The organism is Flavobacterium sp. Root420 (genome assembly GCF_001427905.1).
Taxonomy (GTDB): Bacteria; Bacteroidota; Bacteroidia; order Flavobacteriales; family Flavobacteriaceae; genus Flavobacterium.
Map to the genome: position 1 here is coordinate 288111 of NZ_LMEF01000023.1, position 24490 is coordinate 312600.

30 protein-coding genes and 1 tRNA gene are annotated in these 24490 nt (G+C 35.0%); 5 read left to right on the plus strand and 26 right to left on the minus strand.

Annotated features, from left to right (window positions below; all coding sequences use genetic code 11):
• Positions 1–50: 50 nt before the first annotated feature.
• From ASC72_RS13285 to ASC72_RS13315, 7 genes are all read right to left on the minus strand, one after another.
• On the minus strand, positions 51–1289 hold the full coding sequence (locus ASC72_RS13285) for a peptidoglycan-binding protein (protein WP_056191467.1): 1239 nt from the start codon (positions 1287–1289) through the stop codon (positions 51–53).
• Between the two features lie 12 nt (positions 1290–1301).
• Positions 1302–2975, minus strand: coding sequence for a S8 family serine peptidase (locus tag ASC72_RS13290; protein ID WP_056191469.1), 1674 nt, complete (start codon positions 2973–2975; stop codon positions 1302–1304).
• 11 nt (positions 2976–2986) lie between these two features.
• Positions 2987–3454: a hypothetical protein gene (locus ASC72_RS13295; protein ID WP_056191471.1), complete on the minus strand. Its 468-nt coding sequence runs from the start codon at positions 3452–3454 to the stop codon at positions 2987–2989.
• Complete coding sequence (locus tag ASC72_RS13300; RefSeq protein ID WP_056191473.1) at positions 3451–4062, minus strand: hypothetical protein; 612 nt, start codon at positions 4060–4062, stop codon at positions 3451–3453. The genes ASC72_RS13295 and ASC72_RS13300 overlap by 4 nt, the downstream gene beginning before the upstream one ends.
• 64 nt (positions 4063–4126) lie before the next feature.
• Positions 4127–4855: a hypothetical protein gene (locus tag ASC72_RS13305; RefSeq protein ID WP_056191474.1), complete on the minus strand. Its 729-nt coding sequence runs from the start codon at positions 4853–4855 to the stop codon at positions 4127–4129.
• A gap of 19 nt (positions 4856–4874) precedes the next feature.
• Positions 4875–5279 carry a hypothetical protein gene (locus ASC72_RS13310; RefSeq protein ID WP_056191476.1) on the minus strand — a complete coding sequence of 135 codons (405 nt, stop codon included), beginning with the start codon at positions 5277–5279 and terminating at the stop codon, positions 4875–4877.
• An 18-nt stretch (positions 5280–5297) separates the two neighbouring features.
• Positions 5298–6149: a hypothetical protein gene (locus ASC72_RS13315; protein ID WP_056191478.1), complete on the minus strand. Its 852-nt coding sequence runs from the start codon at positions 6147–6149 to the stop codon at positions 5298–5300.
• Between the two features lie 282 nt (positions 6150–6431).
• Here ASC72_RS13315 and ASC72_RS13320 point away from each other — a divergent pair, with 282 nt between their 5' ends.
• The 4 genes from ASC72_RS13320 (at position 6432) to ASC72_RS13335 (ending at position 8921) form a co-directional block, all read left to right on the plus strand.
• Positions 6432–6869 (plus strand): hypothetical protein, encoded by a 438-nt coding sequence (locus tag ASC72_RS13320; RefSeq protein ID WP_056191480.1) that lies wholly within the window; start codon positions 6432–6434, stop codon positions 6867–6869.
• 6 nt (positions 6870–6875) lie between these two features.
• Positions 6876–7523, plus strand: a complete 648-nt coding sequence (locus ASC72_RS13325; protein ID WP_056191482.1) for a hypothetical protein — start codon at positions 6876–6878, stop codon at positions 7521–7523.
• 98 nt (positions 7524–7621) lie between these two features.
• Positions 7622–8287: a sensor histidine kinase gene (locus tag ASC72_RS13330; protein WP_241775696.1), complete on the plus strand. Its 666-nt coding sequence runs from the start codon at positions 7622–7624 to the stop codon at positions 8285–8287.
• The gene (locus ASC72_RS13335; protein ID WP_056191487.1) at positions 8271–8921 is read left to right on the plus strand and encodes a response regulator transcription factor; all 651 of its coding nucleotides are present in this window, start codon (positions 8271–8273) and stop codon (positions 8919–8921) included. The genes ASC72_RS13330 and ASC72_RS13335 overlap by 17 nt, the downstream gene beginning before the upstream one ends.
• A gap of 21 nt (positions 8922–8942) precedes the next feature.
• Here ASC72_RS13335 and ASC72_RS13340 read toward each other — a convergent pair whose 3' ends face one another.
• Positions 8943–9716 carry a hypothetical protein gene (locus tag ASC72_RS13340; RefSeq protein ID WP_056191489.1) on the minus strand — a complete coding sequence of 258 codons (774 nt, stop codon included), beginning with the start codon at positions 9714–9716 and terminating at the stop codon, positions 8943–8945.
• Positions 9717–9728: 12 nt separating this feature from the next.
• Positions 9729–10241 carry an adenine phosphoribosyltransferase gene (locus tag ASC72_RS13345; RefSeq protein WP_056191491.1) on the minus strand — a complete coding sequence of 171 codons (513 nt, stop codon included), beginning with the start codon at positions 10239–10241 and terminating at the stop codon, positions 9729–9731.
• A gap of 114 nt (positions 10242–10355) precedes the next feature.
• Here ASC72_RS13345 and ASC72_RS13350 point away from each other — a divergent pair.
• Positions 10356–10429 (plus strand) — tRNA-Arg (locus tag ASC72_RS13350).
• On the opposite strand, the gene ASC72_RS23670 is transcribed toward ASC72_RS13350, so the two are convergent.
• The 17 genes from ASC72_RS23670 to ASC72_RS13425 all read right to left on the minus strand — a co-directional run bounded on the left by ASC72_RS23670 (position 10395) and on the right by ASC72_RS13425 (position 24460).
• The gene (locus ASC72_RS23670; protein ID WP_082564302.1) at positions 10395–11942 is read right to left on the minus strand and encodes a recombinase family protein; all 1548 of its coding nucleotides are present in this window, start codon (positions 11940–11942) and stop codon (positions 10395–10397) included. The genes ASC72_RS13350 and ASC72_RS23670 overlap by 35 nt on opposite strands.
• A complete protein-coding gene (locus tag ASC72_RS24250) occupies positions 11939–12106 on the minus strand; it encodes a hypothetical protein (protein ID WP_198528496.1) in 168 nt (55 codons plus the stop codon). Before ASC72_RS24250 ends, ASC72_RS23670 begins: the two co-directional genes overlap by 4 nt.
• A 64-nt stretch (positions 12107–12170) precedes the next feature.
• A complete protein-coding gene (locus ASC72_RS13355; RefSeq protein WP_056191493.1) occupies positions 12171–12455 on the minus strand; it encodes a hypothetical protein in 285 nt (94 codons plus the stop codon).
• A 48-nt stretch (positions 12456–12503) separates the two neighbouring features.
• The gene (locus ASC72_RS13360; RefSeq protein WP_082564303.1) at positions 12504–13649 is read right to left on the minus strand and encodes a hypothetical protein; all 1146 of its coding nucleotides are present in this window, start codon (positions 13647–13649) and stop codon (positions 12504–12506) included.
• 36 nt (positions 13650–13685) lie between these two features.
• Positions 13686–14528, minus strand: a complete 843-nt coding sequence (traN, locus tag ASC72_RS13365; protein WP_056191494.1) for a conjugative transposon protein TraN — start codon at positions 14526–14528, stop codon at positions 13686–13688.
• An 11-nt stretch (positions 14529–14539) separates the two neighbouring features.
• Positions 14540–15835: a conjugative transposon protein TraM gene (gene traM / locus ASC72_RS13370; RefSeq protein WP_056191497.1), complete on the minus strand. Its 1296-nt coding sequence runs from the start codon at positions 15833–15835 to the stop codon at positions 14540–14542.
• A 4-nt stretch (positions 15836–15839) separates the two neighbouring features.
• On the minus strand, positions 15840–16106 hold the full coding sequence (locus tag ASC72_RS13375) for a hypothetical protein (RefSeq protein WP_056191500.1): 267 nt from the start codon (positions 16104–16106) through the stop codon (positions 15840–15842).
• A 6-nt stretch (positions 16107–16112) separates the two neighbouring features.
• Positions 16113–16733 (minus strand): conjugative transposon protein TraK, encoded by a 621-nt coding sequence (gene traK / locus ASC72_RS13380; RefSeq protein WP_056191501.1) that lies wholly within the window; start codon positions 16731–16733, stop codon positions 16113–16115.
• A gap of 17 nt (positions 16734–16750) precedes the next feature.
• Entirely contained in the window at positions 16751–17860 is a 1110-nt protein-coding gene (traJ, locus tag ASC72_RS13385; RefSeq protein ID WP_241775697.1) for a conjugative transposon protein TraJ, read from the minus strand.
• Between the two features lie 97 nt (positions 17861–17957).
• Positions 17958–18593 (minus strand): hypothetical protein, encoded by a 636-nt coding sequence (locus ASC72_RS13390; RefSeq protein ID WP_056191503.1) that lies wholly within the window; start codon positions 18591–18593, stop codon positions 17958–17960.
• 11 nt (positions 18594–18604) lie between these two features.
• Positions 18605–19219: a hypothetical protein gene (locus tag ASC72_RS13395; protein WP_056191505.1), complete on the minus strand. Its 615-nt coding sequence runs from the start codon at positions 19217–19219 to the stop codon at positions 18605–18607.
• Between the two features lie 15 nt (positions 19220–19234).
• Positions 19235–19918 (minus strand): hypothetical protein, encoded by a 684-nt coding sequence (locus ASC72_RS13400; RefSeq protein WP_056191507.1) that lies wholly within the window; start codon positions 19916–19918, stop codon positions 19235–19237.
• An 11-nt stretch (positions 19919–19929) separates the two neighbouring features.
• Positions 19930–22398 (minus strand): TraG family conjugative transposon ATPase, encoded by a 2469-nt coding sequence (locus ASC72_RS13405; RefSeq protein WP_056191509.1) that lies wholly within the window; start codon positions 22396–22398, stop codon positions 19930–19932.
• A gap of 33 nt (positions 22399–22431) precedes the next feature.
• Entirely contained in the window at positions 22432–22746 is a 315-nt protein-coding gene (locus ASC72_RS13410) for a DUF4133 domain-containing protein (protein WP_056191511.1), read from the minus strand.
• A gap of 11 nt (positions 22747–22757) precedes the next feature.
• Entirely contained in the window at positions 22758–23048 is a 291-nt protein-coding gene (locus ASC72_RS13415; RefSeq protein ID WP_241676577.1) for a DUF4134 domain-containing protein, read from the minus strand.
• A 174-nt stretch (positions 23049–23222) separates the two neighbouring features.
• On the minus strand, positions 23223–23693 hold the full coding sequence (locus ASC72_RS13420) for a hypothetical protein (protein ID WP_131725814.1): 471 nt from the start codon (positions 23691–23693) through the stop codon (positions 23223–23225).
• 206 nt (positions 23694–23899) lie between these two features.
• Complete coding sequence (locus ASC72_RS13425) at positions 23900–24460, minus strand: hypothetical protein (protein WP_056191517.1); 561 nt, start codon at positions 24458–24460, stop codon at positions 23900–23902.
• Positions 24461–24490: the final 30 nt, after the last annotated feature.

The following is a 24490-nucleotide window of genomic DNA, read 5'->3' on the forward strand; positions in this document are numbered from 1 at the left end:
AAAGTTTAATTCATAAAAAACCCGACCATAACAAGTCGGGTTTTTCTATTTTAAAAAGTAACGCGGGTTGATAATCTTCTTGCTCCTACCGAATTTGGATGGATTTCGTCTCTCCAATATTCAGATGAATTTAAAAGGCCACGATAATCTATTATTCTGCTTTGAAAACGATAACCGTAATAATTGAAATGATTTTTTATTTGCCATAAAAGCGCATAAAAACGATCCAATAATCGGATTATGATATAACATCTCAAAATTTCATCTGTAATCCCCAAGCGGTCAAAAACAGGTTTTATCCACGGTCCTAAAGGCAAACTTAATCCGGCAACTGAAGGCTGTACACCAAGTTTGAATAACGGATAATCATAAGTATGCATATAAAATATGGTGTTTGGCGTGCAATGTGCGTTTACAATGCTTCCAAATCCCAGATAATTGCGCATAATGGTAGTAAAAATAGAATTGAGATTGGCGGAATTAAAAAGCGCACTATCAAAAGTAGTGGTATTTAAATATCTTTTGTATACAATACATTTTTGATATAAAGCATCTCCGGACAAGCTTCTTAGTTCACTTAATTTTGTTGTGTCAGTAAAGAAACCGGGATTAAATGTAGTTACTCCGGCATTTAATATTCTGCCAAGTTGTGGAAAAACATCATTTCCGCCTCCGCTAAAATAAATTCGGTCAATTCGATAACCGCTCACATATTGCACAAAATGAGTTTTGTCAGCATACATTTGTGAAGTGGTTTCTCCAAATTTTGCCAGATGAAGGCAATTTAAATTAAGCCTTTGATTATGATCTGTAATCGTATCGTACAAATCCAAAACTCTCGGCACAGGATAATCTAACCACGAATCTCCCTCAAAAATAACATTTAATGTATTGGCATTTCCCGCATTTCTTCTGAAGAAAAATGAATTGGTCAGAAAAGGTTGGTGCAGTGATTCGTCTTCACTTTCTGTCAGTGCTGTAATCACTCTGGGCAATTGTTTCAAAGCAATATAAGTGGCATCATTCGGATTAATGATTCCAGTGACCTGTATATTGTTATTGGCCTGAAAGTTCAAAATTGAAATAATAGTGCTGTCGGTCTGACTATTAGCAATATTTCCGCTTACAGTAACCGGATAACCTAACTCTTTAAGATAATTTTGAATTTGAAGAACATCCTGCGGATTATTCATGGCATTTAATCCCACGCTGTTCCCCAATAATTGTGGAGGTGAAATCGTTGCAGGATTCTGATTTATAATTGTTGAATTAGAAACTAAATTTTCCATAACATTTGATGTTTACATTATTTTATTCGGATTGATATAACCATGTCCGGCTCTGAATATTTCAATACTATTTTCTTTAAAAGAGGCAGTATCACAAGCTTTAAAAAGCTTTTTCCTGATGGAAATAATATCAAGTTGTGGCTCTTTTTCAAGAATTTTCATTACCAGAGAAGCTACATAAGGAGCTGCCATACTGCTTCCGCTTTTAGAAGTCAGTTTATTTGATGCCCTGTTTTCTTTGCTGGAAGAAGAACAGGAGGATCTTATTTTAAAACCTGGTGCTACAACTTCAGGTTTCATGCGCCCATCGACAGTAGGGCCTGAACTGCTAAAAGATAAAATAGGTTTTGCATCATCATTTTGATTGTAAGCCCCAACCACAATGCTATATTTTGAATTACAAATAGAATTCGTCGTATGGGTTTTATTGGCAATTTTAGGTAAAAAGATAGATTGTCCACCGTCATCGCGTTCTATATAACAATGATAACGCCCATTTTTCACCTTATTTCCAACCAATTCAATGGTCCAGAATTTAGAGTTTAATTTGCCGTTGACCAGAATATTAATTTGGTTTTTACCTGTATTGGGTTCTTTGCATCTGTGAAGGCAAATACCAACTTCATCGCCATCTTTTAAAATCAGTTCATCTTTAAAGGGGGTTGACGAAAGCAATATTTTGTGATTGTCATCATACACGTTCATGCTCAAAATATCGTCTCCATGATACCAAATTTCCATTTCGTTTGCGGTGCGATCGTATTTTTTAAACATCCACGGTATTTTAATTTTTTGATTGTTTTTAATGTCCCCATAAGTATGCACATTTGCCTGATGATAATTTCCTGTACTTTGTACAATAGCAGTTCCTTTTCTGGTTGCCAAAATATGGTCAATAGCCTGTTCGACTACAGTTTCTCCAGTGTGTGCGTCTCCATGCCCACCAAGACTCATATTTATTACAATTGGACGATCTCCTGCTTCTGTCAATAAAAAATCAATTCCTTCGATTAATTTCACCGAATCGCCAAGAGATAAATTACAGCCGTTAACAAGATTTGTCCCCATATCTACGGCTAAAATCTCAACATTTGGCGCGAAACTCTTTTGAGCTACAGCACCATTCCCGCAGGCAATTCCGAGAACGTGCGTGCCATGCGTGCCGTTTCCAAACAAATCTGATTTTCCCGGATGGTACCCCAACTTTTTAAACGGAAATTCATCAAGCAACGCCTCATTAATCTGGGCTTTAGAAATAATTCTTCCGTAGCCAAATTTATTCTCTTCATAACGATCAGACTGAACCCAAATTTTGTCAAAACGAGTCTTATCATTTTTGATAAAATCCGGATGTGTAAAATCAAAACCAAAGTCTATGATTCCAAAAACAACATTCGATGTATTTTCGTCTGGAATATCGTTTTTCTTATCTAAAATTTCATTTGATGAATTTTGCTCTATTGCCATATTAGCGGGAACCACCCTAGGTGCTTTTAAGCTTTTTACCTTTTTACTATTGTATATTCGGCATAAATAACGACGCTCTGTTCGAATGCTTACAATCGTTCCAAATTCCGAAATAATTTTACAATGTTCCGGATATTCCTTTTCCTTTTCTAAACGCATTAGTAACGATAATTCTTCATCAGGATTACCATATAAGATAATTTTGAGTCTTGGATCCATGAGCTTATTTATTAAGGATTTAAACGACGAATATCATCTAGTTTATATTGGATATTTCGCAATTCAGAACTTAGAAAATTGAAATAAATACTTTCTCCGATAAAAAAATTAAAAAAAGCATCATTTAGATTTTCTTCTTTTTGTGCCAAAACATTCATTTCATTTACATATTGGCTTTTTTTAAACCCAATTTTCTCCAGATCTAAGATAAAATCCAGATCAGTTTTTTCTAATTTAGATAAATTCGTATCATCTAAAATTTTGTTGTAATCTGATTGGATTTTATTAATACCCAAAACTCTTTCAGGGAATAACTTCTTGTAAAGAAACAGTTTCTCTTCTTTCGCTTTCTTTGAAAACTTCAGTTCATTTTTAAAAAAAATAGGGCGAATACTGTTTATTGCATCCATAATTTGCACTAATTTTTTTTCAACCTGATCAAAACTGCCCGTTTCGGTGTTAGATGTTACTGTTTTCATTTTGAGCTCTTTTTAGTTAAAGTTCTTTGATCAGAAACATCTTTATTTGACACTATCTTATCTGGAGCTGGTGCACCTCTTGAAATTTCATCTAATCTTTCTTTAATTTCAATAATAGCTGCATTTAAAGCTGTATTGGTCTTTTCTAATCCTTCAATTTTTGGATTTAAAGTTTCTGCAACAATTTTCTGCAACACTGTTTCTGAAATCTTTGCAATTTCTTCTTTTAGGTCTTTAGTACTTTTTGAAATTTCTGCTTTTACATTTTCTAAGGTTACAACATTTGTAGGAGCAGTTTCTCCAGTTGGAGTTCCTTTAGGTGTTTCATTTGTGTTTTTTGGATCATCTTTTCCAGTTGTAGAAGGGCCAGAAGCTGGCGAACCTTTAGTGTCTGTTCCGGCAGGAATTTTTATAACCACTGGGACAACAGTTTTTTCACCTTCAATTTTGGCTTTGTTATCGATAATTAAATAGCTCAGCAACGGATTTTCAGAAACCATACCAGTCAAAAGTGCCGTATTGGTAATTTCCTGATTGCCCGGGACATTATAAAAAGTCGCTCTGCTGTTGGCTATTACATAATTGATTAATAAATTAAATGGATTCATCATTTCGCATTTTAAGGTTAATAGAAATAAAAGGGCAATTGGGTATCAACTGCCCTTTTTACATTTACTTATTCATCATCATCATCATGGCAATAGGCAACATTGTATTGTTGTTATTGGTATTACCCTGATTTTGTTGTGACATGATCAAAACTAATGGTAACATCATGTTCGAATTATCAGATTTTCCAGAACCTGAATCGCCCATTGTAGTCATCATTGGCAATAATAAAGACATTGTCTGATCTACGTAGATAGCACTTGTATTTGGCTTCTCAATTATTTTTGCCTCGTGTGCAGGTCCAGTAGTATCAGCTGCTTTTGCAGGAATGAATTCTAAATTTTCAGGCTTTAATTTTGGTTGATTCAGCAATGATCCCATCATGCTCATCATTTGCATATTTTTTAAAACCTTAGTTTGATTATCACCTTTACGGGCATCTAACTTGGCAAGTTCTGTATGTTTTTGATCTAAGGCAACCAAAGTTTTATTAGTAGCTAATGAAGTCTTTTTAAGCTCATTTACCTGATTGGAAATGGCATCTAATGATTTTTTTAATTCGCTTTTTGTAGCATAATCATTAGCTCTTCCGCTCAGGGCTTTTCCAAAGTTTGATCTTTGTTTTACCGCTGAACTTACATTTGGTCTAATCCCTTTTATAGAAGGTCTTTTTTTTGCGGCTTCATCATAACTTTCGTCATAACTTTCTAATAAATCTTCGCCTAAAAGGTCTTCGTTGAAATAATCTTCATTTAATAAATCTTCGTCTAAATAACTTTCGAAATAGCTCATAATTTTAAATTTTTAATGGTTAATTTTTATTGAAATAATGTTTGTTATATTTCTGGATTGCAGGCTGAATATATTTATTGAAAAGAATAAAATCAGGAATGCTGTTGCCTGGTTTGCCTGTTCCAAAACATTCCGGGCAATCCCCATTTTCCCCGAAACATTCCGTACAGGCTCCAATAGCTTTTGCTAAATCATCATTTTGATTTAATTCAAATTCAAGCTGAAATTTCAGTCCTTCGATAATGGTAAAAAGTTTATGATTGATTTTTTTAAGCTTCCTGATTCGTTCTTCAAGCGCTGGATCAATTTTTGGAATTTCTTTTTCCTCTTCAGGTTCTTTTTTTTCCATCATGGGTTGCATCAGCTCAAAATATTTAGCCATTTCAGGATTATGTTCTTTCAAATATTCTAAATAAGCATCCATTGTTATAACTTTTAGGTTTTATAAACTGGCAATAGAATTTTCAAGTCTATTGATTCTGTTAGGGGTATTTGTACCAACAAACTGGCCGTATTGGTCAACATAATAATCTTCCGTCGGAATTAATCCACCGTTGTAATATTCATACAGAATATTTTCGGTCAGATAATTAACGCTTTCGATCAATTCTGCAAAAGAGTGGCTTTCAATTGGTGAGTTTGGACTTGCGGTTCCTAAACTTTGTTGTGCCTGACCCGCCTGAAATTGAGGGTTATTGATTATACCTCCTAATTGATTGTACAAACCCTGCACTCTGCCAATATCCTGAGCAGCCTGCGGACGCAATTGCACCGGATTATCTTGTACGTATTGCTGAATTGCCGGAAGAGCTGCTCTACCTGCATCAGCAAGATATCGGGTTGTGTTACCCCAGGCTTGTCTTACTGGCGAAGGAACCTGTCTGCGTTGTTGTGGAGGTGCTTGTCTGCGTTGGGGTGCAGGTCTGCGTTGTTGTTGGCGACTATTGTCTAAGGCATCGCTTCCCGCTCCTGCAAGATTACTTACTAGTCCGCCAACAGCTCCCCCAATCTGTGGTGCCCCAAAATAAGTCCCAACAGCAGTTCCTACTATTGGAGCAACGGCCGATACGCCACGTAAAACTCCGGAACCAATACTGCTGGCTACGTTTCCTAAACTTGACCAAAAACCTTCTGCTTCACTTTCAGACATTTGGTCTACTCTTGATAAAAGGACATCCTCGAGCTCACTTTCGCTCAAATTAGAATATTCTGGTCCTAAAACATATCGTACAGCTTCAAAATAATTGTCTTCGCTGAATGATTCTCCCTGAAAAACTTCGTGATATAAACTCATAATTTTTAGTATTACTATTAACTCCTACTCTTTTAAACAGGCTTTTCAGATTTCGCCTATCCATTTTGTGCACAAAAAGGAACGATGTAAAATTGATTTTTTATAAATTACTACAAAACAGTACTTTAACCCAATTTTTTAAATAAATTTACCCTTACAAAAAAGGGTATATTTCCCCTTGTCCGTTGTAAGGCTTTAAAATAATTTTGCTCCTAATATTTATTTAAAACATATTTAACAATCAATTAAACCATTAACTATTAAAGATTCAATTTTAACATTATGAAAAAAGAAACCGGAAGACCGACCCAATTAATTACTAGAAAATTCGCTAAAGAATTACACTCGAATTTTATGAAGTACCGAGCCAGCATTATTGCTAAATACATTAAAAAAGAAGATGCAAATGCGGTTTGGTTTTCTGTAGAAGAACTGGAAAATTACATTCATTACATCAAATCTAAAGGTGAAAAAACCGGATATGACGTAAACGGAATTCGTATTTACTTTGGAGTATATCCTGAACAGAGAAAATATGCCGAAAAAGCAGGTTTAATGACCGTATTTTTACAAGCTACCGGAAAAAAAATCAGAAAAGCTGCTAAAGAAGGAGAAGTACAAACTTTAGCGTTAGTTATGGACAATGGTGATGGCGACATATCAAGTATTGAACCAATGAATTATGGCAGTATTGGAAGACCGCCTAGCCTATTATACTAAAAAATTATGTTTGAATTTTTACGATTTTATACTTTTTATTTAGCTTTATTCTCTGGAATTATTGGATTGATTTCAATGCACAAACTTCCTGGTAATAGAGCTAAATTTTTAGTAATTTTAATTTGGTTTTCTGTTGTAATTGAAAAGGTTGGATATTATTTTACAGAATGGACCGGGTTATTAAATTACTATGTTTTCAATTTTTATATGCTCGTTAGTTTCTCTGCCTATATATTGCTTTTGAGGAGTTTATTGTCAAAAGTAAATCATAGATTAATAGCGATTCTTTGTTTTATGGTGTTTATTATCTCCTATTTTTTGAATATTTTATATTTTAAAGAAGATATAAACCACTCCTATACTTATAGTTTTGCTATTGGAGTTATATTAATTATGATATTAGCCTGTTTATATTTGGTTGAAATTTTTAATTCAGACAAAATATTAAATTTTAAAAGATCCGTCTTTTTTTGGTACATATTAGGAATTTTAGTTTTTCATGTACCGTTTTTGCCTTTTATGCTGGCGCTAAACTGGTTTTTGATCAAACATGATGAATCTATTTTTAGTTTAGTAGTTTTTATTTTAAATGTCCTGGCACATAGTTGCTATATTATCGGATTTTTATGGAGCGAAAAGAAATACAATTATTAGTCATTTCATTAGGTATCGTTTTCTTAACTTTACTTATCATTCTGCTTGTTATATTCTTTTATTTTTTGAAAAAGAAAAACAACTATCTGGTTGAAAAAATGGAATCAGAACTCTACTTTCAATCAGAATTAGTCAAAACCAGAATAGAGATCAAAGATCAGACGCTGAGCGAAATCAGTAAAGAACTTCATGATAATATAGGCCAAATTATTTCTGTTGGTATCATGCAGCTTAACATGTACCTCAATAGCGGAATACCTGTTCAGCAAAATGAACTTAATGATTTAAAAGAAGTATTAGCCAAATCATTAGATGAAATAAGGATTTTATCACGAATCATCAATAAAGACAATTTACTGCAAAGCAATTTTATCGAAGCCATACAACAAGATTTAGAGCGTATAAAAAAGCTAAAAAATATACAATACCATTATCATCTTACGGGCGAAATTCCGAATATTAGCCAGGAACACGATTTGTTCATTTATAGAATTTTTCAGGAAGCATTACATAATAGCCTAAAACATTCGCATAGTGATTTATTTGAAGTAAATATCAATACAACTGATACCGTTTTTCGTTTAGAAATGAAAGATTTTGGAGTTGGATATGATACAAACCAGACCAATTCAGGATTAGGTTTAAACAACATGAAATTAAGAGCCAAGTTAATTGGAGCCAGGTTAAATATGGATTCAGATCCATCAGGAACAAGAGTACTTTTAGAATACCCCTTAATTAAAAACAATGAAACCAAATACTAAAAACAAAATTATTATTGTAGATGACCATCAGCTTTTTTCGCAATCTCTGGAACTTTTAATCAATAGTTTTAAAGATTTTGAGGTCATTAACCGCTTTGAAAATGGAAAAGTTTTTCTTTCGCATTTACAGGAATATCCTGATACAGAAATCGACCTGATTTTATTGGATGTCAATATGCCCGTTTTGGATGGAGTAAGTACAATGAAATGGATTAAAGAAAACAGACCTGATTTAAAAGTCATAGCCCTTTCAGTCAATGACGATGAAGAAATCATTATAAAGATGATTACTAATGGAGCCAAAGGTTATTTGCTAAAAGATACTTCACCCGAGATTTTTAAGGATGCCATGATATCCGTCATTGAAAAAGGCTTTTATTTTACAGAAATGGTTTCGGGAATGCTGATTAAAAAAGCCAATGATGATTCTAAAAAGGTTAATTTAAAAGAAAAAGAAATCGTTTTTATAAAACATGCCTGTACTGAAAAAACCTATAAGGAAATAGCTTCCGAAATGTGTTTAAGTCCCAAAACAATTGATGGCTATCGGGAATGTCTTTTTGATAAACTCGAAATCAAAACCCGAATAGGCTTGGTTTTATATGCCATTAAAAACAAAATTGTCTTAGTATAAACTAAAACAATTTTTAAATTTTTAATCAAACTGAATCAATTTATCATTTGGTAAATCATATTCATATAATTCTCTGTTTTCATTATCCAGATATAACCACTGAATTATATTGGTATGATGCTCGAAATCATTTGAAATTCCTAAAACAATATATGAATGCCCTTCCCTGTCTTTTTCTTCAATAGAATAACTTAAATCAGCATTCGGGTTTTTTATCGCAGTTTTTACAAGTTCGTTTTTAGAATTTGCCAAATAAAATTCAACTTGTTCGTATAAATAATCTTTAAAATCGGTTGTATAATCTTCTTTGTCTGTGTAACATTTTATTGGTTTTGGATGTTTTTTTCGAAACAGACTTACATTTCCGTCTTTTACTTTTTTGGCATTTACAAGCCATTCTGCAAATTCTTGTTTTTCTCCCTCGCCCGCTACGTAAATGGTATCCATTTTCCAGGCTGCGTTAAGTACATCTCCTCTTTTAAATTGACCAGCGTTTGCGAAATCTGTATAAAACGAAATTAATTTTTTGTTTTTTTGAACTGTGAATAAAGCGTAATCACCGTTGCCATCAAAATTGACAAACTCAACTTCATCATGATAAACTTCTTCAAGTTTTAGTTTTTCATCTGGTCTTAAATCACTTACGAGATTTAAATTTGAAGATTTATCTGTTGTTTCTCTTACCTTTATGGTATCTTTAGGAATATCTTTATTTAAATTTTCAGATGTCGTTTCCTTATTCTCTTTACAGGAAAATAATACTGTAAGTAAGGCTAAACAATACAATTGCTTCATAAGTAGGGTTTATTAATAGGTAATTGCAGCAAATATAGAATTATCGTTTATTTTATTTCTTCCGTTTAAAAAAGAAAGTTCCATTAAAAAATTAAACTGAACGATTTCGCCGCCTAATTCTTTTACTAAATCGCCAAGAGCTTTTGCTGTCCCGCCAGTTGCCAAAACATCATCATGAATGAGAACTTTATCACCTTTTTGAATAGAATCTATATGGATTTCTAATGAATCTGTTCCGTATTCTAATTCATAGAGTGCTGAAATTGTTGTAAAAGGCAGTTTTTTTGGTTTACGAACTGGCACAAAACCAGCATTTAATCGATCTGCCAATAACATTCCAAAGAAAAAACCACGACTCTCCGCTCCTACTACCTTATCTATTTTTTGTCCTTTTAGAGATTCAAGCAATATCGCGAGGCATTCAGTTCGGGCAATAGGGTCATTTAGCAACGGCGTTATATCTTTAAACAAAATTCCTTCTTTAGGAAAACCCTGAATATCACGTATATAATTTTCAATCTTCATTTTTTTTCATTTTTATGTTATTTTTCGCTTGTATATATCACATTTATCTCTATCTTTGCACCCGCAAACAGCGTTCAACAAAGCTACGAAATATTAGTGTAATTGAAAACAAAAGGCCTCGTGGCGCAACTGAATAGCGCACTTGATTACGGCTCAAGAGGTTACTGGTTTGAATCCAGTCGAGGTCACTCTACGGGACAAGGAAGAAAAATCTTCTTTTGTCCCGTTTTTTTTATCTTCTAATTCGTTGTTAATCAGGTAAATACGACTGGCTATTTCATTAACTCGAGCGGTTTGAAAATGGTTATTTCGGAATGTGAAATTTTCGGGATAGATTAAACCAATTATCTCTCTCGCCTCTGATAAATTAGTATTTGTATAGGCAAAATTAACCTGCATTAATCTGTCAATTCCCATTTTTAGTAGCCCTTCAATGCTTTGTTTGTCATCAGAAATATTTTTGAGCTGAATCTCTAAACGGTTTAAAATTTGTCCATACTCCGTTTTCATCTTTTGGTAATCATCTACATCTATCTGTGAGGTTACAAGAAGTTCTCTTGCGTTAGATAATCTCTTTTCGTAATTACTTATTTGTGTTAATAATTCTCCTTTTTCATTTTTAGCTGCATTTGTATTATTTTTGTAAGATTCCAAAATCAAGGAGGTGTACAATTTCTTTACCGCCGGTTCTGGTGCGAACTTTTTTAAATTGTCAATGAACATTTCGTTGGCATTTTCAGAATTGATTCTATAGCCACAGCTATTTTCACAGTGATAATAGTAATAATATTTACTTCGTCCTTTACATTTACTAGCTGTAAGTTTTTTTGAGCATTTCGGGCATAAAAAGAAGCCCCTTAGAGGAAATTCTTCTATAGTTTGTACTTTAGGCCGATAAACTCTTGCCCTGCCTTCCAGGACATCTTGCACCTTATAAAATAAATCTTCTGAAATAATTGCATCATGCTGTCCAGTAACAAAACAACTATTTTCATCCTTATACTTAGGAACATAAATTTTACCACAATACAGAGGATTTTTGAGCATTATCCAAAAGCCACTTTTAGTCAATGTAATTCCTTTTTTCTTTGCTAAAAAATATACAGATTCAGTGTTAAATAACTGCTTTGCAATTTCATGGAAAGCCCATCTAACAAGTATAGCTTGGTTCTCATTTATCATTATAAATTTTCGTCCGTCATCCTTCGTTTTGTTCATGTAGCCAAATGGTGCGGTACCCATGTATCTTCCTTCTTTTCTGGCCCTTCTCATACCATGCATTGTATTTAACGCTCTGCGGTCATTCTCAACTTCAGGTGCAGCAAGATAAAAAGCTAACATCATTTTGTTCTCTGGAATACTGAGATCAAGTGGCTGCTCTATAGCTTGAGGCTCAACACCTAATTTTCTAAGAAGATTAATCATCTGATATGCGTCTCCAGCATTTCTGCTGAAGCGGTCCCATTTTGTGAATAATACCAAATCAGTCTTGTTTTTAAATCTTTTTAAATTTAAGAGGATTCTCTTCCATTGTGGTCTATTAAAAGTTTTTGCAGAATAATCTTCATAGATTACATCTCTAATTTGTATGTCATTTAATCCGCAAAACTTTCTCAGCATCTCTTCTTGATTTCTTTGAGAATAACCTTTATCTGCCTGTTCATCCGTGCTGACACGTATATATAAATCTGCTGTTTTCATTTTTTATCTAAGTATTTGAGCACCGCTATATTAGCTAATTTTCTCAAAAAATGCAATATCTCTTTTGCCTCTTCCAATGTTACATTCATTCCCTCATCCTTTAACATCTTTTGTGCTTTTTCGGGAGTGATCTTCTCTCTAAAGTCATCAATTTCATTTTCCATTGCATCAAATTTTAAATAATAAAAAAAGCCCTTAAGGGGCTTTTTTGTTTCATTTCCATGTTTTTTACTCTAAAAAATATATTTTGCTCCCTTGCGTCTTTTTTGAGGATGCTTCATATTTCAAATATCCATAATCGCTCAATTCGCGTATACATTTATGGTAAGTATAAGCAGACGCTATTTTCGCAATTGGAGTAATATCATATCTATATACTTCTATTGGATTTACAAAACCTTTGCAAACACGGTACTGTAATAATGCAGCATAAATAGCAATATGCGTAGTACTGATACGAAAGTCATTTTCAATTGCAAAAAAGAAATCTGACAAAGGCTTTAAATGTTCCATAATTTATAAATTAAGTGACTTTCAAAAAATTTAATAATTAACTTTTACTTAAATTGAATTTGTCTGTTTTCTTTTTTGCTTCTTTCCCTTCTCGCCATTTTCTGATGCTTCATCAGCGACATCATGCTTCTCCTTCGAATCTTGGCTTATCGATTTACCTTCTAATTCAGATTTCTTCTGATCCTTGCTTTCACGATGATTAATTCGCTGAAAATTATCGTCGTACACATTCACAGTTTTGAATTGCGGATTTGCCTCTACATACATTTTACTTTCCACGCCAGCTACAACAAAAGTAGCAGACTGCAGGTTTCCTTTTTTTAGCGAGTTTAAAAGATCTTCTTTGTATTTTGAAGTATTTAGTTCTTTAATTGAATGTTTCTCAAGACTTGCTTCCAGGTCGTAACCGTAATTTTGGTGGTAGTGATCTAATTTGAAGTTTCCATTGTCGTCGGTTACCTTGAAATCGATTTTCAACCACGAATTATAGGCTTCTCCTTCTCTGGTTTTCAGGTCTTTATTCACTGATCGGCCTTCCATCAAATTGTAAGCTTCTTTGAGTGTAATGTTACTGCTGTTATTACTAATGTAAAAAGTCTGTTCGAGCCCTTCTTTGGAATCCTCTTTTTTAAGGTTCACATGATAGGAATTAAAAAAGTATAAATCGCTCTGATCTGATTTTTTAAAATTTAGCACTGCAGTCATGGAATCTGTTCCGTAGACACCTTCTTTCATAAGCTTAAATTCTTTCTCTCCATTAAGCATTTTCTCTTTCAAGTCCTGATCGAACGTTTCTCCAAAGCCAGTATATTTCAGCTGGTCTTTTAAGAACTCTAAGTTTTTCTGATTCATTGTGTTTAAATTTAAGTTATTTTCTAATTTTTCCCTACTTTCCATTTGCTGTCTGGCAAATCCATTAAGATCAAGCTCCTTGTCGCAGTACGTGTGAATTCCACTGTGTATAACTATCTTTAAGTTATTTATAAGCGAATCGATCGGCATACTTTTAAAGTAGTCGATATCATTAAGTCCAACAAGACAGTAATCCTCTGCGCCCATTGATGTTTTAAAAAACTGAATAGTATCGCTGTCGCTTAGCAGAGTTAAAGGATATGCTATGTAGCGATATTTGTAAGATGCCATTTCCTGAGCTAACGACAACAGAATTTCAGCGTCAGCTGTATTTATTAACATATAATTTATTTAAAGTTTAAAAAGTATCATCGTGGATTATTTGATTGGAATTACTTTATCAGTCAGATTATTATTAATATTAACCTCTAAATGCCTTCCTCCGCTCGTTTCCATAAGCTGAATTGTCAGGTACTTATTCTCAGCGATAGTAAATTTCTCCAGTGCATATACTTTTATTACTTCAGATTCATAAGGAATCACGTCAGATGATGAAGTGGTAAAAATGGGCTGAATTTCAATTTCCTGTGATGCCGTGCGTTTTGATTTTCTCTGGTCTCTAATAAAAAAACGAAATTGATCTATATCGTAATTGATCTTGGACTTATTTCGTAATACTACTCTCAAATAAAAAACATCCTCATGGATAAAAATACCGTTTACCTCCAGACTGATATGAAACTTTGACTTTTTCAAACCGCTGATCTTTTTCTTTTTTAATAAAGCAAGTGAGGCAAACTGTTCTATTTTTTTTTGATTATCGTTCTCCATTGAAAACAAAATATTCCCACTTACAGCAGCTGTGTTATCGGCTTTAATATTTAAATCAGGACATGCTTCATCATAGTTAAGAACAAATACATATAGCCTATTGTCAGCTGTCACTACAGTGAGGTTGGTCTGAATGAAATTCTCCTTTGCCGCTTTGACCAGTAAAATATTCTCAACTCCTTTAGCTTTCTGCATTAAAACATCCTGACTTCCTTTATCGATACTTTTAATAGCATATGGAAAAACGATACTGGTAGTTTTCGAATATCCTATCTGAAGATTTTTAAACTCTTGTTGATTCAAACTAATTTTTTCATTCACAAACTGCGCATAGCCTGACAGCATTGTCAGCAAACAGCATAACAAAAAAGTCCAATTTCTAATTTTCATCTTTTTATTTTTTAATTATTCAAATTCTTTTGTTTCTCATCATACAGCAGCACCTGATACCCGGCTTTAACAACCACTTTAATCAGTTTTACTTTTTTACTCATCAGGCTTTTCGCCGCCTCAATTCCCATTCCAGCTGCCTGCGCTCCCCAAGAATCCGTAACTCCGGTCAGTCCTAGGGTCTGAATAGACCGGTCAGCCGAAGTCTTGGCGACATCCCTGTTGATAGCACCTGGAATATAAATCCCGTCAATACCATCCATATCATACACCGTTAATTCCACCGGAAAAATTGAATTTCGAAACTGAATGTTGTTGATTTTTACTTCCAGCCTCTCCCCTTTTAAAGATGCTATTCCGTATAAAAATGTATTTTTTGGAATCAAAGTACCTTGCACAGATACATCATTACTTAGTCTGAGCTTGACCACAGACCCGTTGACAATAGTCTGAGTCTCATGGATCACAGCCCCTATTGAATTTTGCTGTTTTTCCTCGTGCTCCAGGCTCTCATCAGCTTTATAAAAGGAATTACTCTTTAAAGAACTTGAGATAGAATTGTCCTTCTGAAGCGATGTTGTATTATCTTCTTCTTTTTTACGGTTAACCGTAAAGATTTTTCCTTTTTTATTATCTGAAGACTCTTTTAGTCTTTCCTGCACACGCGATGGGTGTTGAATATCCAGTATGTTCTCAAGCATTCCTCCAAGCTGTTTGAGTTCCGGGTCAGGCTCCTGTGATTCTCCCATCGTACTCATCATATGCTCTAAGTTCTTTATCTCATCGGAAACTCCTTTTGATGAGCCGTAGTTTTCAAACTCTCTCATGTCCTGATCGTAATTTTCAGTTACAGCGGGCTGGCTGATTGCTTTTTGAAGGGCCTGCAGTTTTTGGTAAACTTTCTGTTCGTTCCTGTTTTGAAATGATGACGAATTAAAACCTGTTTTGTCTTTTTGAAATCGTTGAACTTCAAAATCCGTATCTGAAAACTCTCCTATAGATTCTTGTACTATTTTTTGATTGGAATAATTAGGATCCTTTTTGATCTGTTCCTGAAGTTTAATAGAATCTACTGCTGCCTGATCATAATAACTCATTTTATCAAGTGCTGAATCTTCTTTAAATTTTGGAAGAGGCAGATTAAAATTAAATCCCTTTTTAATTTCATCTTTTCCTCCCATCGCTTCCATTTTTCCTCCTCCCAAAGTGTAAAAGAGAATAGTGATGAAAGGAAGTGTTATAAGGGGCAGAGCCAAAAGCATTTTTCGCTTTTTGGATTCTTTAGGTGATATTGATTTATGTTCCATAATTTTACTTTTTAAAATTGATAGTTTTAATTTTTGAAATGACAGCTGTCTTTTGAGCGGTTGGAAAATCACTTTCTGAAAATGCTGTGTAAATGTTATAGATAAAGTAACTTCCTGTTAGAATGGTAAATGAAATCAGCAGGCAGATAAGCTTTCTTCTGGAAAGGCCATTGATTAGTACATCCATTTTCTGAGCCCATTTTGTCTGTGCAGAATGATAATACCTGTGATACACAAAAGGCGTTTTCTGTTTTTGGAATAGTGATTTCATCAACGTCTATTTTCTATTCTCAACTGTTAGATCTTTGTTTTCGATGGTATTGAAGCGTTCAATTAAAAAACCGTGGGGATTATTATCGCTTCTTGAGACATTGCGAAGAGACCCTTCTGTTACAAGTTTTCTTTTCAAAATGCTGGTTGTTCGTATAATGTTCTGTTTTGCAAAACATTTAAAGCGGTATGGATATTCATGTGTATCAATCACGATACTGTCAATCTGAATGGTCTGGCTGATATTCCCCGATATAATTCCGGAGTAAAAGCCATTTTCTTTCAGGTCATCATAAATCCGTTTGGCACTGTCATCAGCCAGATAAAGCGCTTTTGTAACATTGGTTTTAATGACTTTATCATCGGGATCAAGGGTAAAGAAAAACTTGTGAAAGGTCTTTACGTGATCTCTTGCTTCCACCGGTACATTATCTTTTCTCTCCGACGCGTAAGCTTCAAGCGCTTTTCCATTTGCCAGTATATAAACCTTATCCTGCATCTGGGTTACAGACTCAAAACTTTTGTAAAGTGTATAACAGCATATCATAATACATCCCACAATAACCAGCATCGTAAACCCTCTTACATATCTAAAAGCAGTATCTATATTTTTCATTTTGGTAAACATGAGCAGATTTTTTTTGATTATTTTGAATTCCCTTTAAGCCTGTCGCTCATATAGTTTCCTTTCTCCTCAAAATAAGGAGCACTTCCGGTCGATGATGACATGCTTTGGGACATCCGCCCTGCTGCATTTCCCATTGAATCCAGCACCATACCAGCTCCCATTGATGTTTTGGAAACTACTGAACTGGTTGAATTACTGAAGAGTCCGGTAACTTTCTGACCTAAGGCGCCTCCTCCAGCAGCGTGGACTATATAGTTGGCAACCGATGGAACCGTAAAATATCCTATTATTCCGATAATCATAAAAATCAAGTATGAGATATCGGTTCTGCTGAAAAAGGTGTCCCCTGTTGCCTGCACCTGGGACAGATCCAGTTTTAGCATCAGTTCCTGAATTTTCCCTATAATACTTCCGAAGATATTGGCAACAGGAAGCCACAGGTAAATGTTGATATATCTTGCCAGCCATACCGTGAGTGTATGCTGAAAACCATCAAAGACAGCTATTCCAAAGACAAGAGGTCCCAAAATAGAAAGCACCACCAATTGAAATGTCCTGAGCGTATCAATACACAGTGAAGCAGCTTCAAATAAAACCCTCAGCACTTCACTCATAAATTCCTTGACAGAATTTCGAAAATTATAGGAAGCTTTTTCCATTGCAAATTTGACATCGTTGCCGATTCCTGCCAGCATGCTCTCATTGGACGGATCTTCATCATGGGTGTACTTATACCATTTATCCCTATCCCCTGTTCCTGTCGTACCGACATACATTTTCCATGGATCAGTTTCTTTGATGGCTTTTTCTTTCTCTTTGAGAAGGACTGCAACAGCATTATTGGAACCGGTAACCATAGCGGCAGTTGCTGTAACCGTTGGTTTCATAACCCCGTTAATTAGCGCCAGTACTGATGGAAAAATCATAATACAAAATCCAATCACAAATGGTCTGAATAGCGGATAAAAATCAATGGGTTCGGCGTTGGCAATATGTCTCCATACTCTCGAAGCTATATACCAAATCGTTCCGAATCCGGCTATACCCTGTCCAACCGCTAAAAGATTACTGCATAACGGCATCATTTCATCATACAACTGTTCCAAAACAGAGTGAAGGCTCTGCATATTATCTCCAAGTCCTTGTGCATGGATAAAAAAAGGCATTAAAAATGCGACGGTAATAAAAAGAACCGTTTTGCAAGATTTAAAAATGTTCATCGCTTTAGTTTTTTAGTTCCTGAAGTTCTTTGGAAGCATAAACATCCTTCGCTTCTTTTGCTCTTTGCAGTGCCAGCACATTTGATGTTGCATTTAAGTTTCTGAGAAACAAAAGCTTATCCTGCATCTGCAGATAAATATCATCTACCGCTTGGAGCCTCTCGTCATCCGACATCCTTAGTTTATCTGCTGTTACAACCATTGTAAGTTCATCGAGATTCCTTAAACTCTGGCTCAGAAGATTTCCATAAACCTTTTCAAAATAGCTAATTTCTTTTTCGCTAAAGTTGCCACTCTTTACGAAGCGATTCAGTCCATTTTTACTTTCCTTCATCAGTAGCAGCTGAAAATTTATGATGTCCCCTACTCTTTTGTAATTTTTTACAACAGGGCTCACCTGCATAAGGGCATCCAGAAAAGTTTTATGCAGGCTGAAATTTCCCTCCGACATATCCTTGACTGTTTTATAGCCTCCCGAGAGCAGTTCATAACCCTTTTTCATATCGCTTAAGATCTTTTTAAACTGGGAGAGTTTTTCAATGTTTAAGATGAGCTGCTGAATCTCTGCTGACTGTGCATTTGTTTTGTGGGAAACAATTGTCATTGAGACTGTCAATATCAAAATCAATATTTTTTTCATAGCTTTTTATTTTATAATCCATAGATATCCTCTACATTCTCAGCATCTCCTTTTTCACGACTCTTTGATAAAGACAGAAGTTTCGCTTCATTACTGAAAGACAAACAGAAATTATAATCCTCCAGCATCATTTTGTGCAGCGCATCAATACGCTCGATCCTCTGGTCATCTTTAAGCTCGAGTTTGGAATCGGTAGTAATAATCAAAAGTTGGTCAAGGGTATCGTTGCAGTTCTCAAGCAGTCTTTCAAAAGAACGCTCTATATAATCCAGTTCATTTCCGTGAAATAAATCACTTGACTTAAGATCACTATAAGTTCTTTTACAGATTTTCATTATTTTAAACTGCATGGAGAGAATTTCGGCTGTCTTATAATAATTTTTAACCTTGGGATTAATCTTCAGTAAAGAAGTAAAATAATCACCATGAAGATTCACTTCTCCCCTTTTTGCATCGCCAATAAAATTCAGTCCTTTCGATACAACTGAATATCCTTTTTTAGCGTAATCAATATAAACCTGAAGAGCAGCGATCTGCAAAAGCAGCTCCTTTCTCTGCTTGGCCTGTGCCTGAATTCCTTGTTGGGAAACGAACACTACCAACAATACTAGAATTAGTTTTTTCATGATATTTTTATTGAATTACGGAATTCCGTAAAATTGTTTGACCTGATTTACCTCTGCCTCTGTTTTGGCCCTCTGAAGACTGAGCATTACATTCTGCTGATTAAAAAGCGTGAGATCATCATAATTGGCATCAATCTGATCTGCAGCTTCATTAATGATTTCGAGTCTTTTCAGATCGCTCATCTGCGTGCTGAAAGAATCAAGTATTAAAAATATCAGGTCAATATTCTTCACGCTTTCTTCCAAAATACCCGAATAAACACGTTCCATATATTGGATTTCATTCTTTTTAAAATGAGTATCCTCTTTGAACAAATTCCATGCTCTTTCATATTCCACTACCAGTTTTGTCTGCTTCTTAGTAATATCTTTTATCCTTTGGTAATAGGTTATAATCGATTTCACCTTTGCCAGTTCTTCATAATAGCCCTTATACAACTCTTTCTGTTTCTTAGTCCAATCCGAAATTTCATCCAGCTTTAATTTAGAAAGTACATTTTCAATCTGTTTCTGGGCATTCTGAAGCCAGATAGTTTTATTCTGAAGTTTCTGAATCCTAAGGTCAATTGCTTTAATAACTTTTTTGGTGACCGCTTTTACAATTTCCAGTATTGGCAGTGCAGCTGTCTTTTCCGCTGGTCTGGCCGGAGTGCTGATAAGCAATAGACAGATTATGCACGTAATTATTTTTGCTTTCATTTTTCATTTAATTAGTTTCCATTCCTCATATCCTGCGCCATAGCTGCGATTCCTTTTTTGATGTCACCTCCAAACTTTTGGGCATAGGCATTCATTTTCACTTTCTCGCTTTCCTCGGTTGTATAGGCTAAATACTCCTCCAGTGAAACTTCTGTTCGGTACACTTTTGAAAGCATACTTCCCAGTGAAATAAACACTTCTTTATATTTCTTATCAGGATCATTAGCTTTATTAACCGATAACAAAAGTGCCTTTTCTTTTTCGGTCAGCCCCAGCAATTCCTGTATTTGATCAAACTTGTTTTGATATTTGCTTTGATCCAGCAGGATTTTGCAGTCACTGTTATTGATAATGGCCTGTTTGACAACTGGCGATGAAATAATATCTTCAACCTCCTGAGTGACTACAATCGCTTCTCCAAAGAATTTCCGCACAGTCTTGAACAAATACTTAATATATTCGGACATCCCTTCTTTGGCAATCGCTTTCCATGCTTCTTCAATCAGGATCATCTTACGAATGCCTTTGAGCTTTCTCATTTTACTTATAAAAACCTCCATGATAATGATTGTTACCACAGGAAATAGAATCGGATGATCCTTTATATTATCCAGTTCAAATACAATAAACCTTTCCTTTAAAAGTTCCAGATTCTCTGTGGCATTTAATAGATAATCAAACTCTCCTCCTTTGTAATATGGCCGTAGTACATATAGAAAATTGTTTACGTCGAAATCCTTTTCTTTTACCTTATCGCCTTCCAGTATCTTTACAAAATCATCTTTCAGGAATTCATAAAAGCTGTTGAAACAGGGAAAAAGATTAGTGTTTATCACCAACTTCTCATAATATAGCTGAAGCGCATTTGATAAAGCTACATACTCGCTCCGATTAAAGGTTTCATCGTCTTTTTTCCACAGTGCCAGCAGCAGTGTTTTAATACTTTCTTTTTTCTCGGTATCCAGAGTATCTCCTTCTGAAATATAAAAAGGATTAAAGCGGATCGGGTTCTTCTCGTCGTAAGTGAAATAATATCCGTTAACCATATCGCAAAGTCCCTTGTAACTGTGACCGACATCCACCAGAACAATATGTGTCCCTTGCTCATAATAGCTTCTGACCATATGATTTGTAAAAAATGATTTACCGCTTCCCGAGGGTCCGAGTATAAATTTATTTCGGTTGGTGCAGATTCCCATTTTCACAGGCTCATCGCTGATATCCACATGAACAGGCTTTCCCGTTAGACGGTCACCGAGTCTTATTCCAGTCGGACTTAAAGATGACCTATAACCTGTTTCCATATTCAGGAAACATACGGCCTGCTCTGTGAAGGTGTCAAAAGTATCATTCATGGGAAAATCTGCCGCATTGCCCGGAATTCCTGCCCAGAAAATCTGCGGAGCGCCGACAGTTTCCTGCTTGGCTGCCGCATCCATCTGAGCCAATGCTGATGATACTTTGTTTTTAATATCCTTCAGTTCTTCTTTATCTGTGCTCCAAGCCAGGACATTAAAATGTGCCTTAACCGGAAGTCTCTGCTGGGATAGCGCTTCATTCAGAAAATCATTCGTTGCATCTCTGGCAATCATATTTTCCCTGCTATATGCTGACAGAGACTGAAGCCTTAATCTTTTGCTTTCTAATTTTTGAATAGTCTTCTGGGCGTCTTCTATAAACAGATATTGATTATAAATATGATTGCAGGATAAAAGCTGTCCCAGAGTCGATGCAAATCCAATACTGAATTTGGTTTTATCTGTTGAATAACGATCAAAATTGATTCTCGAACCGCACAACGCCGGCAGATCAGCAGCATCTCCCAGCGTAAAAAGCTGGCAGTGTTTATCGCCGACCGCTAAACCTTCATCAAATTTGATATCCTTAAAAACAAATGAATCCTCCCTCTCTGATAAAAAACAGTACTTTTCAATCAGTCCCAATTTTCTGCTTTCACTTTTAAGTGAATCATTTTTCATTCGGGTAAGCTTGACAAAACCGCTGTCTTCCATGATTCTTTTAAACTGTCCGGTAATGTCAATAAAATCTTGTAACAGCTGTGCTTTTACAGTTTCTTCCGGCACAATTGAACGTCGCAAAAGATTTGAAAAAAGGGAGCTTGAATTCTTCCTTCCCTGTGGTTTCTTGGTCAGCATAATGTAACAGGAATGATCCAAAAAAGGTCTTTCATTAAAAAACCGCTCACTGCTCCGGGTTAAAAAACTGCTGTCGTCACTTGTAAAATTAGCTTTGTGACTCTTTTCTAAAAACCAGTCCTGCTTATGAAAAACACAGAATTTGGGAAGCACCTTTATAGCTTTTATCCAGGACTGATGAAAAGCTTCATACTCCTGATCTGACAAAGTAAAAATCTCTGGCAACTCAGCCTTGAAAATAATTGTTACATCGCCCTGTTTTGATAAAATACAGTCATGCTCCACTGCCATAATCGGCAGTAAATCTTCCATCCTCTTCTCCATCTCCTCTTCATTTTCATTATTAACATTCTATGGCTATATCTTTAAAAAAATACCCCTGCTGTAAACTTTAATACATTTTGGAACCTGCTTTTTGGCCAGCGCCTTCATCATGCCGTATTCTCCGTACTGATTGCTCATTTTGTATATTTTAAAAACAAGAAAAGCACCAGCTGTCCCAACGAGGCCAACACACAATAATGATGGAACACCAATAATATACATGACTGCAAAAAGTATCATAAGTGATACAACACCTCCTCCCAAATACCAGATGTACTGAGCTTTTAAGCCTTTAAATTCTATACTCTGATTGATTCCTTTGTTGATGTGGTAAACACTGTTACTCATAAGATCTATGCCTAAACCCCGAAAAAGGATTTAATTACTGTCGCTACCACAACTAAAAACACACAGCTGCCGAACCAGGCGGCGGCTACTTTACCTGTATCAGGATCTCCTGCATTCCATTTCTGATAAACCTTAACCGCTCCTATAAGACCCAGTATAGCACCAACAGCATACATAAGTTCTGTACCTGCATCAAAATAACTCCTTACTTTTTGGTTAGCTTCATTAATTCCTGCTACACCATCCTGCGCATAAATTCTCGTCTCGTACACTAACATCAAGGCAAGAATGCAATATGACATTACTTTTTCTTCGTCTAATTCCTTTAATTTCCACCAGCATTTTCTCATCACACATCATTTTTAAAGTTTATATCAATTTTAAAAAGCAGAGGAATATCGCCGTTGCAACTCTATTTCCTGTCACATAAAGCCATACCGCACCAGAGAGAACAGGGATTATTCCTCCGCTGAATTTTAAGAAATAGTCTCTTCCCACAGCGTATCCGCTTCGGCAAACGTTAAATAGAACTGCGGATGCTTTTCGCTTTCAGAGACTATTAGATTATTTATGTTTTCACGTAAAGAGGAGATCTTCAAGTATGGGTACTCTTCCAATACCATTTTAAGGTAATTTTGAAATTGTTCTTTTGATAAGTTCATTTGAGAACTTTCTTCTACTGCCTGCACTATACGAGTGGAAAGTTCCTCAGCATCTTCTAAAGTATCAAACGATTCTGAAAAAGAGGAAGACAAAGACTTTTGGTATCTTTGGCTTTCAAGTTTGTTAGAAGTTTTTTTTAATATAGGAAAATTGAGTTTCTTCTCTCCCGAGAAAAGTTCCCGTAAATCTTTACTGTAATATTTTAGTATTAGTACTAAATACCAGATTAATAAAAGTACACCTACAGCAGCGAGATAGCTGCCCCATGAAACATTTGTAAACATAGTCATCATCATTTATCATTCAACATTCATCTCGTCTATGTAAATCATTATCTTAAAATTGGATATGATTTATTCTACAAGTCAAAGGAACGATTAAGATAAGTCTGCTACAAGTACAACTTTTTTGTACCCCAGTTGTACCCTTCCAAAACTCCAATTAAACGGTATGAAAAATAAAACAGCCTTCGTAAAGAAGGCTGTTTCAATTAATGTAATAAGTGTTTTAATTCGAGTATTTCAAAATCTTTCCGATCTACAATCTTCCACTCATTTTCAATAAGCAAAAAATACGCCTTGTATTCATATGTTCTTTTCTTCCATGGTGCTAATACTGCAAAGATATTAGTGTTCCAAATTGTGATGTATGTCGCAATCGCGCTCTTTCCTTCACTACTGATCGTTAAATCAATAATCCTGTCAAATACTTCATCACCAATCTTTACTTTTTGAATTTTATGTTTTCTGTCTTCGAGAGAAGTTGGCAAAAAAAATGGTTTTGAGGCATCTTTGAAAACAATAAATGGTTTTCCTATATCTTTTGTCTCCTGAACTTTAACAATAGAGACAAATCCTTTTTCTTCAAATCCTGCATCGAGCATTCTCTTAGCATGCACAGGATCACCGCAAAAAATTTCATACTCCAGATTTTTTGGATAATGATTTAGATTTTTTATAAGTTCTGTTGCTTTTTCTGCATCCAGTTTTTTATTTGTGCATCCTGCAATGAAAATACTCATTGCAATAATAATGTGTTTTAAGTTTTTCATGATAGTAATTTTTAAGATTATAATTAACAG

Excerpts from the sequence above, each read along its gene's own strand:
- ASC72_RS13405 (WP_056191509.1), bottom strand. The coding sequence starts at position 22,398 with ATGGAGAAGAGGATGGAAGATTTACTGCCGATTATGGCAGTGGAGCAT.
- ASC72_RS13375 (WP_056191500.1), bottom strand. The coding sequence starts at position 16,106 with ATGAAATCACTATTCCAAAAACAGAAAACGCCTTTTGTGTATCACAGG.
- ASC72_RS13340 (WP_056191489.1), bottom strand. The coding sequence starts at position 9,716 with ATGAAGCAATTGTATTGTTTAGCCTTACTTACAGTATTATTTTCCTGT.
- ASC72_RS13360 (WP_082564303.1), bottom strand. The coding sequence starts at position 13,649 with ATGTTAATAAATACAGCTGACGCTGAAATTCTGTTGTCGTTAGCTCAG.
- ASC72_RS13425 (WP_056191517.1), bottom strand. The coding sequence starts at position 24,460 with ATGAAAAACTTAAAACACATTATTATTGCAATGAGTATTTTCATTGCA.
- ASC72_RS24250 (WP_198528496.1), bottom strand. The coding sequence starts at position 12,106 with ATGGAAAATGAAATTGATGACTTTAGAGAGAAGATCACTCCCGAAAAA.
- ASC72_RS13420 (WP_131725814.1), bottom strand. The coding sequence starts at position 23,693 with ATGTTTACAAATGTTTCATGGGGCAGCTATCTCGCTGCTGTAGGTGTA.
- ASC72_RS13390 (WP_056191503.1), bottom strand. The coding sequence starts at position 18,593 with ATGAAAAAAATATTGATTTTGATATTGACAGTCTCAATGACAATTGTT.
- ASC72_RS13335 (WP_056191487.1), top strand. The coding sequence starts at position 8,271 with ATGAAACCAAATACTAAAAACAAAATTATTATTGTAGATGACCATCAG.
- ASC72_RS13305 (WP_056191474.1), bottom strand. The coding sequence starts at position 4,855 with ATGAGCTATTTCGAAAGTTATTTAGACGAAGATTTATTAAATGAAGAT.
- ASC72_RS13410 (WP_056191511.1), bottom strand. The coding sequence starts at position 22,746 with ATGAGTAACAGTGTTTACCACATCAACAAAGGAATCAATCAGAGTATA.
- traK (WP_056191501.1), bottom strand. The coding sequence starts at position 16,733 with ATGTTTACCAAAATGAAAAATATAGATACTGCTTTTAGATATGTAAGA.
- ASC72_RS13300 (WP_056191473.1), bottom strand. The coding sequence starts at position 4,062 with ATGAATCCATTTAATTTATTAATCAATTATGTAATAGCCAACAGCAGA.
- ASC72_RS13285 (WP_056191467.1), bottom strand. The coding sequence starts at position 1,289 with ATGGAAAATTTAGTTTCTAATTCAACAATTATAAATCAGAATCCTGCA.
- traM (WP_056191497.1), bottom strand. The coding sequence starts at position 15,835 with ATGGAACATAAATCAATATCACCTAAAGAATCCAAAAAGCGAAAAATG.
- ASC72_RS13325 (WP_056191482.1), top strand. The coding sequence starts at position 6,876 with ATGTTTGAATTTTTACGATTTTATACTTTTTATTTAGCTTTATTCTCT.
- ASC72_RS13320 (WP_056191480.1), top strand. The coding sequence starts at position 6,432 with ATGAAAAAAGAAACCGGAAGACCGACCCAATTAATTACTAGAAAATTC.
- ASC72_RS13310 (WP_056191476.1), bottom strand. The coding sequence starts at position 5,279 with ATGGATGCTTATTTAGAATATTTGAAAGAACATAATCCTGAAATGGCT.
- traN (WP_056191494.1), bottom strand. The coding sequence starts at position 14,528 with ATGAAAATTAGAAATTGGACTTTTTTGTTATGCTGTTTGCTGACAATG.
- ASC72_RS13315 (WP_056191478.1), bottom strand. The coding sequence starts at position 6,149 with ATGAGTTTATATCACGAAGTTTTTCAGGGAGAATCATTCAGCGAAGAC.
- ASC72_RS13400 (WP_056191507.1), bottom strand. The coding sequence starts at position 19,918 with ATGAAAGCAAAAATAATTACGTGCATAATCTGTCTATTGCTTATCAGC.
- ASC72_RS13295 (WP_056191471.1), bottom strand. The coding sequence starts at position 3,454 with ATGAAAACAGTAACATCTAACACCGAAACGGGCAGTTTTGATCAGGTT.
- ASC72_RS13415 (WP_241676577.1), bottom strand. The coding sequence starts at position 23,048 with ATGTCATATTGCATTCTTGCCTTGATGTTAGTGTACGAGACGAGAATT.
- ASC72_RS13345 (WP_056191491.1), bottom strand. The coding sequence starts at position 10,241 with ATGAAGATTGAAAATTATATACGTGATATTCAGGGTTTTCCTAAAGAA.
- traJ (WP_241775697.1), bottom strand. The coding sequence starts at position 17,860 with ATGCAGAGCCTTCACTCTGTTTTGGAACAGTTGTATGATGAAATGATG.
- ASC72_RS13290 (WP_056191469.1), bottom strand. The coding sequence starts at position 2,975 with ATGGATCCAAGACTCAAAATTATCTTATATGGTAATCCTGATGAAGAA.
- ASC72_RS13355 (WP_056191493.1), bottom strand. The coding sequence starts at position 12,455 with ATGGAACATTTAAAGCCTTTGTCAGATTTCTTTTTTGCAATTGAAAAT.
- ASC72_RS13330 (WP_241775696.1), top strand. The coding sequence starts at position 7,622 with ATGGAATCAGAACTCTACTTTCAATCAGAATTAGTCAAAACCAGAATA.
- ASC72_RS23670 (WP_082564302.1), bottom strand. The coding sequence starts at position 11,942 with ATGAAAACAGCAGATTTATATATACGTGTCAGCACGGATGAACAGGCA.
- ASC72_RS13395 (WP_056191505.1), bottom strand. The coding sequence starts at position 19,219 with ATGAAAAAACTAATTCTAGTATTGTTGGTAGTGTTCGTTTCCCAACAA.